At 72.0% G+C, this 14,827-nt stretch carries 10 protein-coding genes and 1 tRNA gene; 2 read left to right on the forward strand and 9 right to left on the reverse strand.

The window, feature by feature from the left end; all coding sequences use genetic code 11:
- Window positions 1-23 precede the first annotated feature (23 nt).
- The 5 genes from E3N83_RS13120 to tmk form a co-directional block, all read right to left on the reverse strand.
- Window positions 24-2,591, reverse strand: coding sequence for a helix-turn-helix transcriptional regulator (locus tag E3N83_RS13120; RefSeq protein ID WP_238343186.1), 2,568 nt, complete (start codon window positions 2,589-2,591; stop codon window positions 24-26).
- A 242-nt stretch (window positions 2,592-2,833) separates the two neighbouring features.
- Window positions 2,834-2,909 (reverse strand) — tRNA-Thr (locus tag E3N83_RS13125).
- Between the two features lie 96 nt (window positions 2,910-3,005).
- The gene (locus E3N83_RS13130; RefSeq protein ID WP_151083669.1) at window positions 3,006-4,556 is read right to left on the reverse strand and encodes an alpha/beta hydrolase; all 1,551 of its coding nucleotides are present in this window, start codon (window positions 4,554-4,556) and stop codon (window positions 3,006-3,008) included.
- Entirely contained in the window at window positions 4,553-5,719 is a 1,167-nt protein-coding gene (locus E3N83_RS13135) for a DNA polymerase III subunit delta' (protein WP_151083670.1), read from the reverse strand. The genes E3N83_RS13130 and E3N83_RS13135 overlap by 4 nt, the downstream gene beginning before the upstream one ends.
- Window positions 5,716-6,348 (reverse strand): dTMP kinase, encoded by a 633-nt coding sequence (gene tmk / locus E3N83_RS13140; RefSeq protein WP_151083671.1) that lies wholly within the window; start codon window positions 6,346-6,348, stop codon window positions 5,716-5,718. Before tmk ends, E3N83_RS13135 begins: the two co-directional genes overlap by 4 nt.
- A 137-nt stretch (window positions 6,349-6,485) precedes the next feature.
- Here tmk and cax point away from each other — a divergent pair, with 137 nt between their 5' ends.
- Complete coding sequence (gene cax, locus E3N83_RS13145; protein WP_151083672.1) at window positions 6,486-7,571, forward strand: calcium/proton exchanger; 1,086 nt, start codon at window positions 6,486-6,488, stop codon at window positions 7,569-7,571.
- Between the two features lie 191 nt (window positions 7,572-7,762).
- Here the strand turns inward: cax and E3N83_RS13150 are convergent, their stop codons facing one another.
- The 4 genes from E3N83_RS13150 to E3N83_RS13165 all read right to left on the reverse strand — a co-directional run bounded on the left by E3N83_RS13150 (window position 7,763) and on the right by E3N83_RS13165 (window position 13,816).
- Window positions 7,763-8,134: a carboxymuconolactone decarboxylase family protein gene (locus E3N83_RS13150; RefSeq protein WP_151083673.1), complete on the reverse strand. Its 372-nt coding sequence runs from the start codon at window positions 8,132-8,134 to the stop codon at window positions 7,763-7,765.
- A gap of 75 nt (window positions 8,135-8,209) precedes the next feature.
- Window positions 8,210-9,409 (reverse strand): molybdopterin-dependent oxidoreductase, encoded by a 1,200-nt coding sequence (locus E3N83_RS13155; protein WP_151083674.1) that lies wholly within the window; start codon window positions 9,407-9,409, stop codon window positions 8,210-8,212.
- Window positions 9,410-9,457: 48 nt separating this feature from the next.
- Complete coding sequence (topA, locus tag E3N83_RS13160; protein WP_151083675.1) at window positions 9,458-12,160, reverse strand: type I DNA topoisomerase; 2,703 nt, start codon at window positions 12,158-12,160, stop codon at window positions 9,458-9,460.
- Window positions 12,161-12,322: 162 nt separating this feature from the next.
- Window positions 12,323-13,816: a DUF7059 domain-containing protein gene (locus tag E3N83_RS13165; protein WP_151083676.1), complete on the reverse strand. Its 1,494-nt coding sequence runs from the start codon at window positions 13,814-13,816 to the stop codon at window positions 12,323-12,325.
- Between the two features lie 74 nt (window positions 13,817-13,890).
- On the opposite strand from E3N83_RS13165, the gene E3N83_RS13170 reads away from it, so the two are divergent.
- Window positions 13,891-14,547 (forward strand): hypothetical protein, encoded by a 657-nt coding sequence (locus E3N83_RS13170; protein ID WP_151083677.1) that lies wholly within the window; start codon window positions 13,891-13,893, stop codon window positions 14,545-14,547.
- Window positions 14,548-14,827: the final 280 nt, after the last annotated feature.

A 14,827-nucleotide genomic window follows, 5' to 3' on the forward strand; every position in this document is an offset into this window, starting at 1 on the left:
TGGGGCTTCTCGACGTGGGCCCGTCAGACCAGGTCTCGTCGTCGAGCCTCGGCGGCGGCGGCGCCGCGTGAGCTCACGCCCAGCTTGGTCAGGACGGCAGAGACGTGGTGGTCGACCGTCCTCGTGGACAGGACGAGCTTGGTGGCGATCTGGTCGTTGGTCAGGCCCTCGCTGAGCAGCTCGAGCACCTCGCCCTCGCGGCGGGTGAGGCCGAGGGGGTGCTGGCGTGTGGCCGGTCGGGCTCCGGTGGCCACTGCCCGGTGCCCGAGGTCCTTCATCTTCTGCCGCGTACGCCGACCGGCGGCGACGGCGCCCAGGGCGTCGAAGCGGGTGATGGCCTCCTGGAGGTCCGGCTTGCTCTCGGAGTCGGCCAGCGCCAAGGCGGCGTAGTAGGGGCAACCGAGGTCGTCCCAGCAGGCCGCGGCGACCTCGGGGCTCGCCGTGAGCCAGGTGGCCCAGGGTCCAGCCGCCGGGAGCTCGGCGCGGGAGCTCCTGAACAGCCGTCGTTCCCAGACCCCCGTCGGGGCGTCCTCGTCGGCGTCGCCGTCGGTCAGCACGGAGCGCACCCGGTCGATCTCCTGCCGAGCGCACTCGTCGTCACCCGCCAGCCACCGCTCCTCGGCGCAGGCACGGCGGGTGAGCGCGATCCAGCCTGCCTCCCCGATGCCGTCCGCCGTCCCGGCGGCCGCCCTGAGCAGCTCGGTCGCGCCGGGTTCGCCTCGACGGGCGAGTACCAGGCCCTTGGTCAGCTGCGAGACCAGCAGGGCGACCGGGCCTGGCTGGGTGGCGAACACCCGGTCGGTGACGGAGATGACCTCGTCCCAGTGCCCCTGGTTGAGGAGGTCGATCGCGCGGAGGCCGCGGATGCACCGGGCCCAGGTCGCCAGCTCGTTCTCCTCGCAGTACGCGATCCCCTCCCGCCAGTACTGCTCGCTCTCGGCGTAGGCGAACTCCTCCGCGCAGAACGCCATCAGGTTGTAGTAGGCGCGACCCGCCTCGTCGTAGGACCCCGACTCCACGGCCAGACGGACCGCCTGGTGCAAGTGGGGCCGCCAGTCCTCGCCGGAGAGGTGGGCGGCGATGGCCGCCGTGTTGTGCACGTCGCCGAGTGCCGCCGCGTCGTCGAAGGCGGCGGCCATCGCGAGCGCCCGGTCGACCATCGCCCGCCCCTCGCCTGGGTCCGCGCCCCAGATCTGAACGCCGCGGGTCGCTAGCAGTCGCGCCAACGCGGGATCGGGGCCGAGCGGCTCGAGGAGCGTCAACGCTCGTTCCAGCGAGGCCACGGACTCCTCGCCGCGGGCCAGGTTCCAGTAGACGGTGCGCAGCCTGCCGTGGTCGAGCCCCTCCCGTCGGTCGTCGCCGAGGTCGCGCCAGAGCTCGATCGCACGCTCGTACGCCGTGGCCGCCCGGGACCAGTCGTCGAGGAGTCCGGCCTGCTCCGCCACGGCGTCGTACAGCTCGGCAAGGGCACGCGGCTCCGCGGGTGGGAAGCGCAGGGAACGCTCGTACTGGGCCGCTGACTCGCGGTGCGCGCCGAGGTCTGCTGCGCGCCTGGCCGCGCGGGGCGCGAAGGTGGCCACCAGCTCGGCGTCGCCGGCCCCTTCGGCGTGGTAGGCCAGGCGGGCCTCGTCGTCGCACCCGCTCGCGGTCAGGGCTTTCAACAAGGCCCGGTGACCCGCGGCACGACGGTGCGGCGGGACCTCGGACTCGACGGCGCGGCGGGAGAGCTCGTGCCGGAAGCGCAACGTGAGCCCATCGCTGCGCAGGAGACCCGCCGCCACGAGCTCGTCGAAGCAGGAAAGCGGGACGTCGCCCGCCCGGCCCAGCAGGACCGGATCGACGCGGCACGAGTCCAGGGACGCCAGGTCGAGTGCCTCTCGCGCCGCCCTGGACAGCCGGGCGGCTCTGGACAGCACCGCATCGCGGGCCGAGATGGGCACACCCGAGCCTGCGTGACTGACCAGCTCGTTGACGAAGAACGGGTTCCCGCCCGTGATCGCGTAGACCTCCTCGGCCAGGTACGACGTGCCCTCGGTCAGTCGGCCGACTCCCGCTGCCGTCAGCGGTGGCAGGTCGATCCGTCGGGTGACGCGCTGGCCCGCGAGCTCGCCCAGGGCCAGCCGGAGGGGGTCGTCGGGAGCGAGGGCATCGTTGCGGAAGGTCACCAGCAGGAGGACCGGCAGCTTGGCGACCCGGCGGCCCAGGAAGCGGAGCAGGTCGAGCGTCGCCTCGTCCGCCCACTGCACGTCTTCGAGGACGAGCACCGCGAGGTCGTCGACCTCGGCCGCCGTCTGCAGCACCGCGTCGAAGATCTCGTCCCGGGACGCCGACCCCCGCACCGCGTCCAGCAACGAGCCGCCGAGCTCTCGCGCCAGGTCGTGCACCGGACCGAGCGGTCGGGGTGTGAACAGGCCGTCACACAGGCCCCACGCCCAGGTGGCATGGATCAACCGGCGCTGGAGCTCCTCGACCAGTGAGGACTTGCCCACTCCGGCCTCACCGGACACCAGGACGAGCCTGCCGGTGCTCACCCGCGCCTCCTCGGCGTACTGCAGCAAGGAAGCGACCTGGGACTCCCGCTCGATCAGCATCACGCGGACCTCCTCGGTGTACCCGGCCTTCACGGGGTCTCAGGGGCTGATAGGCGGTAGTCCTCCGACTACTCGGTGACGACGGCCAGTGTGGTGCCGCTCGATCCTGGGAGCAAGACAACCCGAAGGGGGCCACGGAGGCGGCAACCCCTTCCACCAGAGGGACCCTTCCCGGGAGCTCAGCCGTCACACGGCGGAACCCGTGCAGGCCCACGCGCGTTGTTGCCGGGCGCGAGCACAGATGGAGCCGCCTGTCGGAATCGAACCGACGACCTTCTCATTACGAGTGAGACGCTCTACCGACTGAGCTAAGGCGGCGCGCTGCCGGCGTACGACGTGGGGCGGGCAACGGCCGGAAGTATACGGACGGCGTCGGGCGGGCCGGGAATCGGCGTGGCCGTCGACCGCGCAGGGTCAACAGGAGGTGCGGTTCTTCGGGACGATGCCGGACACGAGGTAGGACTCGACCGCGTTGTCGACGCACGCGTTGCCGGTCCGGTAGCCGGTGTGGCCGTCGCCGTTGCGGCGGACCAGCACCCCGGAGTCGAGCTGGTGGGCCATCGCTACCGCCCACTGGAAGGGCGTCGCGGGGTCGCGGGTGGTGCCGATCACCACGATCGGGGCCGCTCCCTTCGCGTGGACGGTCGGCACCGGCTGGTCGCTGCGCGGTGTGAAGCCCCGGCACGAGGTCAGCCCCCACGCGAAGACCCGGCCGAAGAGCGGCGAGGCCTGGTCGAATGCCGGGAACTGCGACGGCACCTGGGAGAACGGGATCGACGTCGGGTCGTCGAGGCAGGAGATGTCGTAGAACGCCTCCATCGAGTTGTTGGCGTAGGTGCCGTCGGAGTTGCGCGCCGTGTAGGCGTCCGCGAGCCGCAGCAGCAGCGAGCCGTCGCCGCCCAGGGCTGATCGGAGGGCGCTGCTGAGCAGCACCCAGTAGCTGCGGCTGTACAACGTCACCGCGATCCCCGAGAAGGCGTTGCCACCGGTCAGCACTCGGCCGTCCTGCGCCGGCAGCGGCTTCGCGGTGATCCGGGCGACCAGGTCGCTGATGGTCGTGAGCACGTCGGGCACGGTCTTGCCCAGGAAGCACCCGATGTCAGCGGCCACACAGTTGGCGGCGTACGACTCGAGGGCCTTCTGGAAGCCGGCTGCCTGCTGGAGGGTCTGGTCGCGGTTGCTCAAGGTGAGGTCGAGGGCGCCGTCGAGCACAAAGCGGCCCACCCGCCGGGGGAACAGCTGTGCGTAGGTCGCGCCGAGCTTGGTGCCGTACGACGCACCGAGGTAGGTCATCCGGGTGTCGCCGAGAGCAGCACGCAGGATGTCCATGTCGCGGGCCGACTCGACGGTCGAGACGTGGCCGGCGATCGCGCCCGACAGCTGCGGGCACCCGGAGGCGATCGCCCGCTGCTCGGCCTCGAAGGTGGCGAGCTCGGCCGGTGTCGTCGGGTCGGGATCCTCGGCGAGGTAGGTGTCGAGGGCGGAGTCGCTCAGGCAGTCGACCGGCGAGCTGGAGCCCGTGCCGCGCGGGTCGAAGCCGACGATGTCGAAGTGATCGCGGAGCGGCTGCCCGAAGTCGCCCTGCACGGCGTACGACGTGCCCGGCTCGCCCGGCCCGCCCGGGTTGACCACCAGCGAGCCGAGCCGCGAGCCCGGGTCCGCGGCAGGGACCTTGAGCACGTGCAGCTCGATGGTCCGGCCCGCGGGCCGGGCGTAGTCCAGGGGCACGGTGAGCTGGGCGCACTGGTCGCCGTTGTCGCAGTCGGACCACTGCAGGGTCTGGGAGTAGTACGACGCGAGCGCGGGGTCCGGGGCTGGGGCCGCCGGGCCTCCGGTGGCCAGCGGCACCGGGGTCGGACCTCCACCCGACGCGCTGGGCGCCGACGGCCTCAGGGCGAGCAGCGCCGAGCCCGCCCCCAGCACGACGATCAGGACCAGTGCGACGGCGACCGACAGCCGCTTCACCGGGTGGGTGCCTTGAGCGCCACCATCATCGACTCGAGCGCGAGCGCCACCGGCACGTTGAACTCCAGCATCTGCTCGCGGGCCTCGAAGATCCAGCCGATCCGGCGCAGGTTGAGCTCGGGAGAGGTGGTGCGCACGATCTGCTCGATGTCACCGCGCAGCTCCTCGTTCACCAGCTCCACCGATCCGGCGGACAGCGCGATCGCGTCGCGGTACACCGAGACGAGGTCCATCAGGCTGCGGTCGACCACGTCGAGGTGGCGCCGCTTCGCCCTGGTCTTCTGGGACTTCTCCATCGCGGCCAGCGCCGGGGCATACTCCCGTGGCCGCCGACCTCGGTCGACCACGCCGTAGGTCACGTCGAGGTCGGAGCGCTCGCGGGCGTCGAGGTCTCCGGTGATCAGGTCGGCCTCCTCCTGCGTGGTCTCGATCAGGTTGGCAGCGGCGTTCATGCAGGCACCGAGACTCGTCAGGTGGGCCGGCATGGACACGACCTCGTGCCGCCGGTTGCGGGCACCTTCGTCGCGGGCCAGGGCCCGGGCGCGGCCGATGTGGCCCTGGCTGGCGCGGGCGCAGTACGACGCCAGGGCAGGGTCGACGCCGTCGACACGGGTCAGGAAGCCGGCCACCTCCGCCGACGACGGCGTGGTCAGCGTGACCATCCGGCAGCGGGACCGGATCGTGGGCAGGAGGTCCTCGACGGTCGGGGCGCAGAGCATCCAGACGGTGCGGTCGGTCGGCTCCTCGATCGCCTTGAGCAGGGCGTTGGCGGCCTGGTCGGTGAGGCGGTCGGCGTCCTCCACGATCATCACCTGCCAGTGCCGGCCGACGGGGGCCAGGGCGGCCCGGCGGACCAGGTCGCGGACCTCGTCGACGCCGATCGAGAGCTTCTCGGTGCGGATCACCGACACGTCGGCGTGGCTGCCGGCCTGCACGGTGTGGCAGGAGTGGCACTGGCCGCAGCCGGGCGGCGTCTCCTCGCACTGCAGGGCCGCCGCGAACGCGATCGCCGCGTTGGAGCGGCCAGATCCGGGCGGGCCGGTGAACAGGAAGGAGTGGCTCATGCCGTGGCCGCTCGCGGCCGTGCGCAGCGCCTCGATGGCGCGGTGCTGCCCGACGAGGCGGTCCCACACGGAGGGCGGCGCGGCACGGACGGCGGTCATCGACGGGCCTGGCCCAGCAGTGGCTCGACGCGGGTCAGCACGTCGTCGGCGATCTCCGCCGCCGACCGCCCGGCGTCGACCACGAGGTAGTGGTCGGGGTCGGCCGCGGCCATCGCGACGAAGGCGGCCCGCACCCGGTGGTGGAACTCCGCCGACTCACCCTCGATCCGGTCGCGCTCGGCGAACCGCCCGAATCCGTGCTCGGGGTCGACGTCGAGGACCACGGTCAGGTGCGGGCGCAGGTCGTGGGTGGCCCAGCGCGCCACCCGCTCGACCTCGGCGACCGCCAGGGTGCGCCCGGCGCCCTGGTAGGCCAGCGTGGAGTCGACGTAGCGGTCGGTGATCACGACCTCACCGCGGGCCAGGGCGGGCAGGACGACAGTGTCGACGTGCTCGGCCTTGTCGGCGGCGTAGAGCAGCACCTCGGTGCGGTCGGAGATCTCGCCGGTGGCCGGGTCGAGGACGATCCTGCGGATCTCCTGCCCGACCGGGGTGTCGCCGGGCTCGAAGGTGAGCAGCGCCTGGAAACCGCGCTCGCCCAGCGAGGTGGCCAGGGCCTGCGCCTGGGTGGACTTGCCCGCACCCTCACCGCCCTCGAAGCAGACGAAGACGCCGGTCGTCGTGTGCACGCGCCTCCGCCCTCCTGCTGGCCACGGCCGCCGGGCCGGTCGGATCGGCTGGTGCGGCTTCGGTGGTCGAGCGTAGTCGAGACCACCCCCACCTCCGGGTGGGCCCGGCGCCGCCACCGCTCGCTACGGTGACGCCCATGAGCGCCACCGCCACGACGCCGATGTTCGTCCGCTCCGACCAGGGGATCGTGGCCGCCGCCGTCCTCTTCATCGGCCTCGCAGCGTTCGCCGAGTACGGCGGCTGGAACAGCGTGCTGGCCTTCGCGGTCTCTGCCGCGGCCGTCTGCCTGCTCGCCTCGCTGGTCGGGCGCTCGGTGGAGCAGCTGGGCGACCGGTTCGGCCCGGGGGCGACTGGCGTGCTCCAGTCGGCGCTGGGCAACCTGCCCGAGCTGTTCATCTGCATCTTCTCGCTCAAGGCCGGCCTGGTCGACGTGGTCCGCGCCGCACTGGTCGGCTCGATCCTGGCCAACCTGCTGCTGGTGCTCGGGCTGGCGTTTGTCGTCGGCGGGCTCAAGCACGGCACCCAGCAGCTGGGCTCGGAGCGGGCCAGGACCATCGTCGTCCTGATGCTGCTGTCGGTCACCGCCTTCGCCATCCCGTCGCTCACCCACTGGCTGCACACCGGCGCCAGTGACCACGAGAAGCCCTTCTCGATGATCGTCTCGGTCCTCCTGCTGGCCCTCTTCGCGCTGTCGCTGCCCTTCTCGCTGCGCCGCGACACCGGCCCCGACGCCCAGGAGGTGCCGCACGAGGAGCCGCGCTGGCCGATCTGGCTGGCCGTCACGATGCTCGCCGGGGCGGGCGTGGGCGCCGCGTTCGTCTCGGACTGGTTCGTGCACGCTCTCCAGCCGGCAATGGACTCCCTGTCGGTCAACCAGACCTTCGCCGGCCTCGTGGTCGTCGCCATCGCCGGCAACGCGATCGAGAACGTCGTCGGCGTGCAGCTCGCGGCGAAGAACCAGTCGGCGTACGCCTTCTCGGTGATCCTCAACAGCCCCGTGCAGATCGCGCTGGTGCTGGCGCCGGCTCTGGTGCTGATCTCCCAGATCTTGGGCCTCGCCTCGCTCACGCTGGTGCTGTCACCGCTGCTCGTGGTGGTCCTGATGCTGTCGGTGATCCTGGCCGCCTTCATCGCCTTCGACGGCGAGTCGACCTGGCTGGAGGGCGCGTCGCTGATCGTGCTCTACGGCATCGTCGCCACGGCCTTCTGGTGGGGAGGCTGAGCACGTTCAGTCCTCGCGCAGCGGGGGCCGAACGGCGCACGCCGCAGCGAGTTTGCTCGCGAGGTGCCCCGCGGAGCGCAGGGACGCTGACCTGATCGGACCGGGCGACTTCTCGGCCGAACCAGCCGCTTCTCAGCCGAAATTTCGGCCGGGTAGCGACGCTTTCCCCGGTGAACCGGGGAAAGCCGGGGTCACGCGCTCGCGACCGCAACCTCCTGGGCGAACTCGCAGAACGCGGCGTACGCACGGGGTCCGTGGATCGTGGCGGGGCCGCCCCTCATTAGGAAGGTGACACCGATCGCATCGGCTGCCTCCTGCCGGGTGGCACCGGCGCGGACGGCCGCCTGCGCATGGGAGGCGATGCAGCCGTCGCAGCCCTCGACCACCCCGATCGCGAGCGCGATCAGCTCCCTGGTCCGGACGTCGAGGGCGCCCTTCTCGAACGCCGCGTGGTGGAGCTCGGCGAACCCTTTGTAGACCTCCGGAACGGCCCGCCGCAGCTCGCGGTGCAGCGGCGACATCTCGTCGAGAACGGCGCGTCCGTGCGAGCTGTGAGATGACATCGGTGCCTCCTGGTCGTCGTACTCACGACGCTAGGACGCTCCGGCCAGCCGGGCGAGGGCCGATGGTCATCTCACTCAGACGATGGTCACCGGGTGCCGGACGACCGCGTCGAAGAAGTAGCCGTTCTCGTTGTACGGCGTGACCAACGGCTGCTGCCGACCCGCCACGTCGGTGGCCCGGGCCATCACCACGTGGTCGCCGCGGGACGGCGCCCGCCAGTCGAACTCCCACTGGGTCCAGGCCTCGCGATGGCCGCCGCGCCGGATCCGCGCCCGCTGCCACGTGCCACCGCCGTCGGTGCTCACGTCGACGTGGTCGATCGGGCCGGCGCCGCTCCACGAGCGACCCGTGAGGCCGACCACCTGCCGGCGCGCCAGGGTCGCGCCCCACGCCAGCTCGAGGGCCGAGCGCACCGGGTTGACGGTCAGCGGCGGGCTGTCCGGCGGGTAGCTGCCCCCGGTCATCCGGTACCAGATCGTGTTCCAGGGCGAGGTCTGCCGAGTCGCCGAGACCTCCAGCGAGCCGAGCCACTTGATGCTGGCGATGCCGACCCAGCCCGGCAGCACGAGCCGGATCGGGAAGCCGTGGTCGGGCAGCAGGTCACGGCCGTCCGCGCCCCACACCAGCAGCGCGTCGTCGAGCGCCTTCGAGACCGGGAACGGGCGTCGGACCGGCCCGTAGTCGACCCCGCCGGACACGTAGTCGGCGTCCAGCCCGGTCGCCATCACCGACACCGCGCGGGGGTCGAGGCCGACCCGCTCGAGCACGGTGGCGAGCCGGACGCCCTCCCAGGCGACCGCGCCCACGGCCCCGAGCTTCCACTGGGTGCCTGGCGCCGGGGTGCCCTGCTGCGAGGCGAAGAAGGAACGCCCGTTGCCGGTGCACTCGTGCACGGTCGTCAGCCGGGTCACCGGCAGCGACCGGAGGTCGGCGTACGAGAGCGAGACCGCCTGGTCGGAGGCCCGCGGCGTCGCCAGCGCGTCCCCGAAGATCCGCAAGGTGTACGTCGACGCGTCGATGCTCGGGGTCGCAGTGTGGTCGCGCACGAACAGGCGCTCGGGCGAGGTGAGGTACTCCCGCGGCGAGACCGACTCCCACCGCATCTCGGCGTTGGTGCCGTAGTCGTAGAACCACGCTGACGGCAAAGGCTTCTGTACGTACGGCGCACCGGCCACGGCGCGGTCGGCGAGGCCCGGGACGGCGATCAGACCGGTGCCCGCGGCCGCTGCGGTGAGCAGGCCGCGACGGGTGGGACGGAGCGGGGTCGAGGTCATCCCCGCAGATTAACACAACAAAGTTAGTAGACTTACTCTACCTTGCGGTCACTTCCGGGCGGTGGCCTTCTTCGTGGTCTTCTTCGCGGTCCGCTTCGCCGGGGCCTTCTTGGCGGTCTTCTTCGCGGCTTTCTTGGCCGGCCCGCGCTCGCGGCGGTCGGCCAGCAGCTCGGCCGCGCGCTCGATGGTGATGCTCTCGACGGTGTCGTCCTTGCGCAGGGTCGCGTTGTACTCCCCGTCGGTGACGTACTCGCCGAACCGCCCCGACTTGACCACCACCGGCTGGCCCGAGACCGGGTCGGGCCCGAGCTCCTTGAGCGGCGGCGCGGCGGCGGCCCGGCCACGCTGCTTGGGCTGGGCGTAGATCGCCAGGGCCTCGTCGAGGGTGACCGTGAACAGCTGGTCCTCCGTCGTCAGGGAGCGCGAGTCGGTGCCCCGCTTCAGGTAGGGACCGTACCGGCCGTTCTGGGCCGTGATCTCGACCCCGTCGGCGTCGGTGCCGACCACCCGGGGCAGGGAGAGCAGCTTGACGGCGTCCTCGAGGGTCACGGTGTCGAGCGACATCGAGGCGAACAGCGAGCCCGTCCGTGGCTTGGCGTTCTTGGGGGCGTTCTCGGGCAGGGCCTCGGTGACGTAGGCGCCGTACCGACCGTTCTTGGCGACGATCTCCAGCCCGGTCTCCGGGTGGCGGCCCAGCGGTGTCTCCTCGCCGGCCGGGTTGGCCAGCAGCTCGCGGGCCTTGGCCAGCGTCAGCTCGTCGGGTGGCAGGTCGTCGGGCACGTTGGCGCGGACGGCGGCGCCGTCACCGGCCTCGCCGTCGCCCTCCTGGGACGCCGTCGACGGACCCTCGAGATAGGGCCCGTAGCGCCCCACGCGCAGCACGATCCCGCTGTCGGGGCCGCCCACCGGGAAGGTCGCCAGCTCCTTGGCGTCGATCTCGCCGAGCTCGTTGACCAGCTGGTGCAGCCCGACCACGCGGTCGGAGCCGAAGTAGAACTCGCCCAGCTCGGTCACCCGGTCGGCGCGGCCGCCCGCGATGTTGTCGAGGACGTCCTCCATGCCGGCGGTGAACTCGTAGCTGATCTGCCGCGGAAAGTGCTCCTCGAGCAGGCGGACGACGGAGAACGCGATCCACGCGGGCACCAGTGCGGTGCCCTTCTTGTAGACGTAGCCGCGGGCCAGGATCGTGCCGATGATCGAGGCGTACGTCGACGGCCGGCCGATCTCGCGCTCCTCGAGCTCCTTGATCAGCGTGGCCTCGGTGTAGCGGGCCGGCGGCTTGGTCTCGTGGCCGTTCGCGGTCAGCGACGCGGCGGAGACGGCGTCACCCTGGGCCAGGTCGGGGAGCGGCGTCTCCTGGTCGTCGGTGCGCTTGCCGCCCTCGGTGCCCTCGACGTAGGCCTTGAGGAACCCGTGGAAGGTGATCACCCGGCCGCTCGCGGAGAACACCACGTCGCGCCCGTCGTCGGCGACGCCGCCGATCCGGATCGTCACCGAGTGGCCGACGGCGTCCTTCATCTGGGAGGCGACGGTGCGCATCCAGATCAGCTCGTAGAGCCGGAACTGCTCGCCGGACAGGCCGGTCTCGGCCGGGGTCCGGAAGCGCTCGCCCGAGGGCCGGATCGCCTCGTGGGCCTCCTGGGCGTTCTTGACCTTGGAGGCGTAGGTGCGGGGGGCGTCGGGGAGGTACTCCGCGCCGTACAGCTCACGGACCTGCGACCGCGCGGCGTCGACCGCGGTGGCCGACAGCGTCGTGGAGTCGGTGCGCATGTAGGTGATGAAGCCGTTCTCGTACAGCCGCTGGGCCACCGACATCGTGCCCGAGGCGCTCATCCCGAGCTTGCGGCTGGCCTCCTGCTGGAGGGTCGTGGTGCGGAACGGCGCGTACGGCGAGCGGCGGTAGGGCTTGGACTCCACCGAGCGCACGTCGTACGACGTCTCACGCAGGGAGGCGACCAGTGCCTCGGCCGCGTTGCGGTCGAGATGGACCCGGTCGCCGGCGCGCTTGTCCTTCAGCTCGCCGTCGGTGCCGAAGTCGGCGCCGCTGGCGACCCGGGCCGCGTCGATCGAGTGCAGCTTGGCCGGGAACATCCGTGGCTCCTTGCCGGAGCCGGCGTCGAAGGTGCCCTCGACGTCCCAGTACGACGCGACTCGGAAGGCCATCCGCTCCCGCTCGCGGTCGACGACCAGCCGAGTCGCCACCGACTGCACCCGGCCCGCGGACAGGCCGGACATGACCTTCTTCCACAGCACCGGCGAGACCTCGTAGCCGTAGAGCCGGTCCAGGATCCGCCGGGCCTCCTGTGCCTCGACGAGGTCGTCGTTGATCTCACGCGGGTTGGCGACGGCCTCGAGGATCGCGGCCTTGGTGATCTCGTGGAAGACCATCCGGTGCACCGGGATGCCCTTCGGCTTGAGCTCGTCGAGGAGGTGCCAGGCGATCGCCTCGCCCTCGCGGTCCTCGTCGGTGGCGAGGTAGAGCTCGTCGGCGTCCTTGAGCAGGCTCTTCAGCTTGGCGATGTGGCTCTTCTTGTCGCGCGGCACCACGTAGTACGGCGTGAAGCCGTTGTCGACGTCGACCGCCAGGCGGCCCCACGGCTTGTCCTTGATCTTCGCCGGGGTGTCCGCGGCGGAGTTGGGCAGGTCGCGGATGTGGCCGATCGACGACTCGACCACGTAGTCGTTGCCGAGGTAGCCGCCGATGGTGCGCGCCTTGGCGGGCGACTCGACGATCACCAACTTGTGTGCCACTAGAGCTCGTGTCTCCTGCTGTCTCGGGTGAGCCACGGGGCTCACGGCCGCTCACGGTAGCGCGACGGACCCCACAGGCGGGAACCGGTTCACCAAACGCGGGTACCCCGCCCTGCGGGCGGATCGGCGGTGTCGCCGCGCGGGTCGCGGCTCCCCCACCGGTCAGGGCACGACCAGGTAGCCCTCGGCGACGAGCTCGCGGACGACCGGGAGGTACGCCGTACGGAGCTCGCCCGGGTCCCGGTCGAGGAGGGTGGCCAGGGCGTCGAGGATCCGGCCGACCGACAGCTCGCCGTCGCTCGCTCCGACCAGAGCGGCCTCCACCGTGTCGGCCCGGCGCGCCCGCCGCAGACCCGTCTGCTGACGGAGCACGATCGCCTCCGGGTCCTCCGCACCGGGTGCCCCGACGGTCTCCTGCTGGACATCGGGGCGGGCGACGAGGCGGTCGTCCTCGTGCACCTCGACCCTGGCCGCGCGGCCCCAGTCGCCGACGGCGGTGGCGATCGGCTGCTCCACCGCGTGCGGCCAGTCGAGCAGCTCCCGGGCCTGCTGCGCCGCGCCGGCTCCCTTCCGCAGGTTGACCCAGCCGAAGCCCACGCCCTCGATGCGCTCGCGCTCGAACCAGCCGAGCCACGCGTCGTACGCCGCGAGGTAGGAAGGAGTGCCGTGCCGGCCGGCGTCACGCAGCCAGAGCTCGACGTACGACGCCGGGTCGAGGACCTCGCGCTGAACGACCAGCGCGTCGCAGGCAGGGTCCAGCCAGTCGGCGAGCCGGTCGTCCCACGGACGGTCGGCCACGATCGCCCAGTTGGCCAGGACCTGGCACCAACCTCCGTCGGCGAGGTACGCCGGTGCGCCACGGACGATGGCCTCGACGACCTGGTCGCCGGGCAGTCCGGAGTCGCGGTAGACCAGCCGCCCGGCCTGGTCACCGGTCGCCGGGGAGATCACGAACGGCGGGTTGGTGGTGATCAGGTCGAACTGCTCGGCCGCCACCGGCTCCCACAGCGAGCCGTCGCGCAGGTCGATGCCTACGCCGTTGAGGGCCGCGTTGAAGGCGGCGACCTCGAGGGCTCGACGGTTGACGTCGGTGGCAACGACGAGGTCGGCGTGGGTGGACAGGTGCAGCGCCTGGACGCCGCAGCCGGTGCCGAGGTCGAGCGCCCGGCCGACCGGCTCGCGGATCGTGAGCTGGGCCAGGGACGTCGACGCGGAGCTGACACCGAGCACGTGGTCGGCCGCGACCCGGATCGGCTGTCCGTCGAGCCCGGGCGTCAGGTCGCTGACGACCCACCAGTCGTGCTCGTCGTCGGCGTAGGGCCGGCAGTCGAGCAGCGCCCGGACCTCGCCGCCCGAGGCGACGAGCATGCCGCCGGCGACCAGGGCGTCCACCAGGCCGGGCAGGGCCCGGTCGGCGCCGGCGCGGTCGACGTCGGTCTGGAGGAGGAAGAGCCGGCTCAGGGTCGCCAGCGGTGAGCCGTCCGTCGTACGACGCAGGGCCGGGGTGGTCTCGTTGCGGTGCAGCGCGTCGGAGGCCGCGCCACCCAGCAGGCTCCCGACCGCGTCGACGGTGAACTCCGCCGCGACCAGGGCGGCACGCAGGGGCGGCGCGAGGTCGGTCCCGGGGACGCTTCCGGTCGTGGGCTGGGGAGGCATGCGGTCATCGTGGCACCGGCACCGATCGCGGGAGACCTCACCCCGACGCGGTCGGGTGCTGCTTGAATCGGGTCATGGCTCGTGTGTTCCGGAGCGTGCTCGCGGCGGTCGCCTGCGTCGTCGCACTTGCGGCTGGAGCCCCGGCCGAGGCGACCTTCGGCCCGGGCCCGACGACGGGGGCCGGCGACTCGTCGGCCCGGCCGGGCTTCGTGCGCGGCCAGATCACGTTCGTCAAGAACCAAGCCCACCCCTGGCACAGCACCGTGACCTGGGACGTGTCGCGCCAGCGTGGCGACGGGACCTGGCAGAGCCTGGCCCACGACTCGTGGCGGGCGGGGTCGGGGCTGGGCGGCGCCGGCACCGAGAACCCCTGCGCCAAGGGAGAGGGCTGGCTGCCCGACGGGCGGTACTCGGTCCTGCAGTACGACGACTACCCCGGCACCCTGATCCACGGCCGCGCCTTCCGGCTCTCCGACAAGAGGTGCCCGAACGGGACCCTCCGCCAGGAGCTGTTCCTGCACACCGAGGCCGGCGCGGGCAACAGCCAGTGTGCCGACCGGCCGGGCGACCAGGTCTGCCGCTGGGAGTACCCGAAGGTCAACGACTACACCTCCCACGGCTGCATCAAGCTCTCGCCGTCGGCGATCCTGGCCCTGACCGTGGCCTACCACCGCTACTTCCACGCCGGCGTCCGCTACCCCCTGTCCAAGGTCAGCCTCCTCGTCCGCTGACCAGGCACAAACAGGCAGGCGAACATCGCCGAGTCGGCGGAAACAGGCAGGCGTACGAGGCCGAGTCGGCACAAAGAGGCATCGGGCGGACGCCGAGTCGGCACAAACAGGCAGGCGAACATCGCCGAGTCGGCGCGAACAGGCAGGCGAACATCGCCGGGTCGGCGCACACAGGCACGGGGCGAACGTCCAGTCGGCGCAAACCGACCGTGCCTGTACGCCGAGTCGACCCGCACGGGTGCCCCTTTGCGCCGAGTCAGCGATCTGTGGCTGCCCCTTT

This window comes from Nocardioides cynanchi (assembly GCF_008761635.1).
GTDB lineage: Bacteria > Actinomycetota > Actinomycetes > Propionibacteriales > Nocardioidaceae > Nocardioides > Nocardioides cynanchi.

Coding starts and splice junctions, on each gene's coding strand:
- E3N83_RS13150 (WP_151083673.1), bottom strand. CDS start 8,134: ATGTCATCTCACAGCTCGCACGGACGCGCCGTTCTCGACGAGATGTCG.
- E3N83_RS13155 (WP_151083674.1), bottom strand. CDS start 9,409: ATGACCTCGACCCCGCTCCGTCCCACCCGTCGCGGCCTGCTCACCGCA.
- E3N83_RS13170 (WP_151083677.1), top strand. CDS start 13,891: ATGGCTCGTGTGTTCCGGAGCGTGCTCGCGGCGGTCGCCTGCGTCGTC.
- E3N83_RS13165 (WP_151083676.1), bottom strand. CDS start 13,816: ATGCCTCCCCAGCCCACGACCGGAAGCGTCCCCGGGACCGACCTCGCG.
- E3N83_RS13120 (WP_238343186.1), bottom strand. CDS start 2,591: ATGCTGATCGAGCGGGAGTCCCAGGTCGCTTCCTTGCTGCAGTACGCC.
- cax (WP_151083672.1), top strand. CDS start 6,486: ATGAGCGCCACCGCCACGACGCCGATGTTCGTCCGCTCCGACCAGGGG.
- E3N83_RS13135 (WP_151083670.1), bottom strand. CDS start 5,719: ATGACCGCCGTCCGTGCCGCGCCGCCCTCCGTGTGGGACCGCCTCGTC.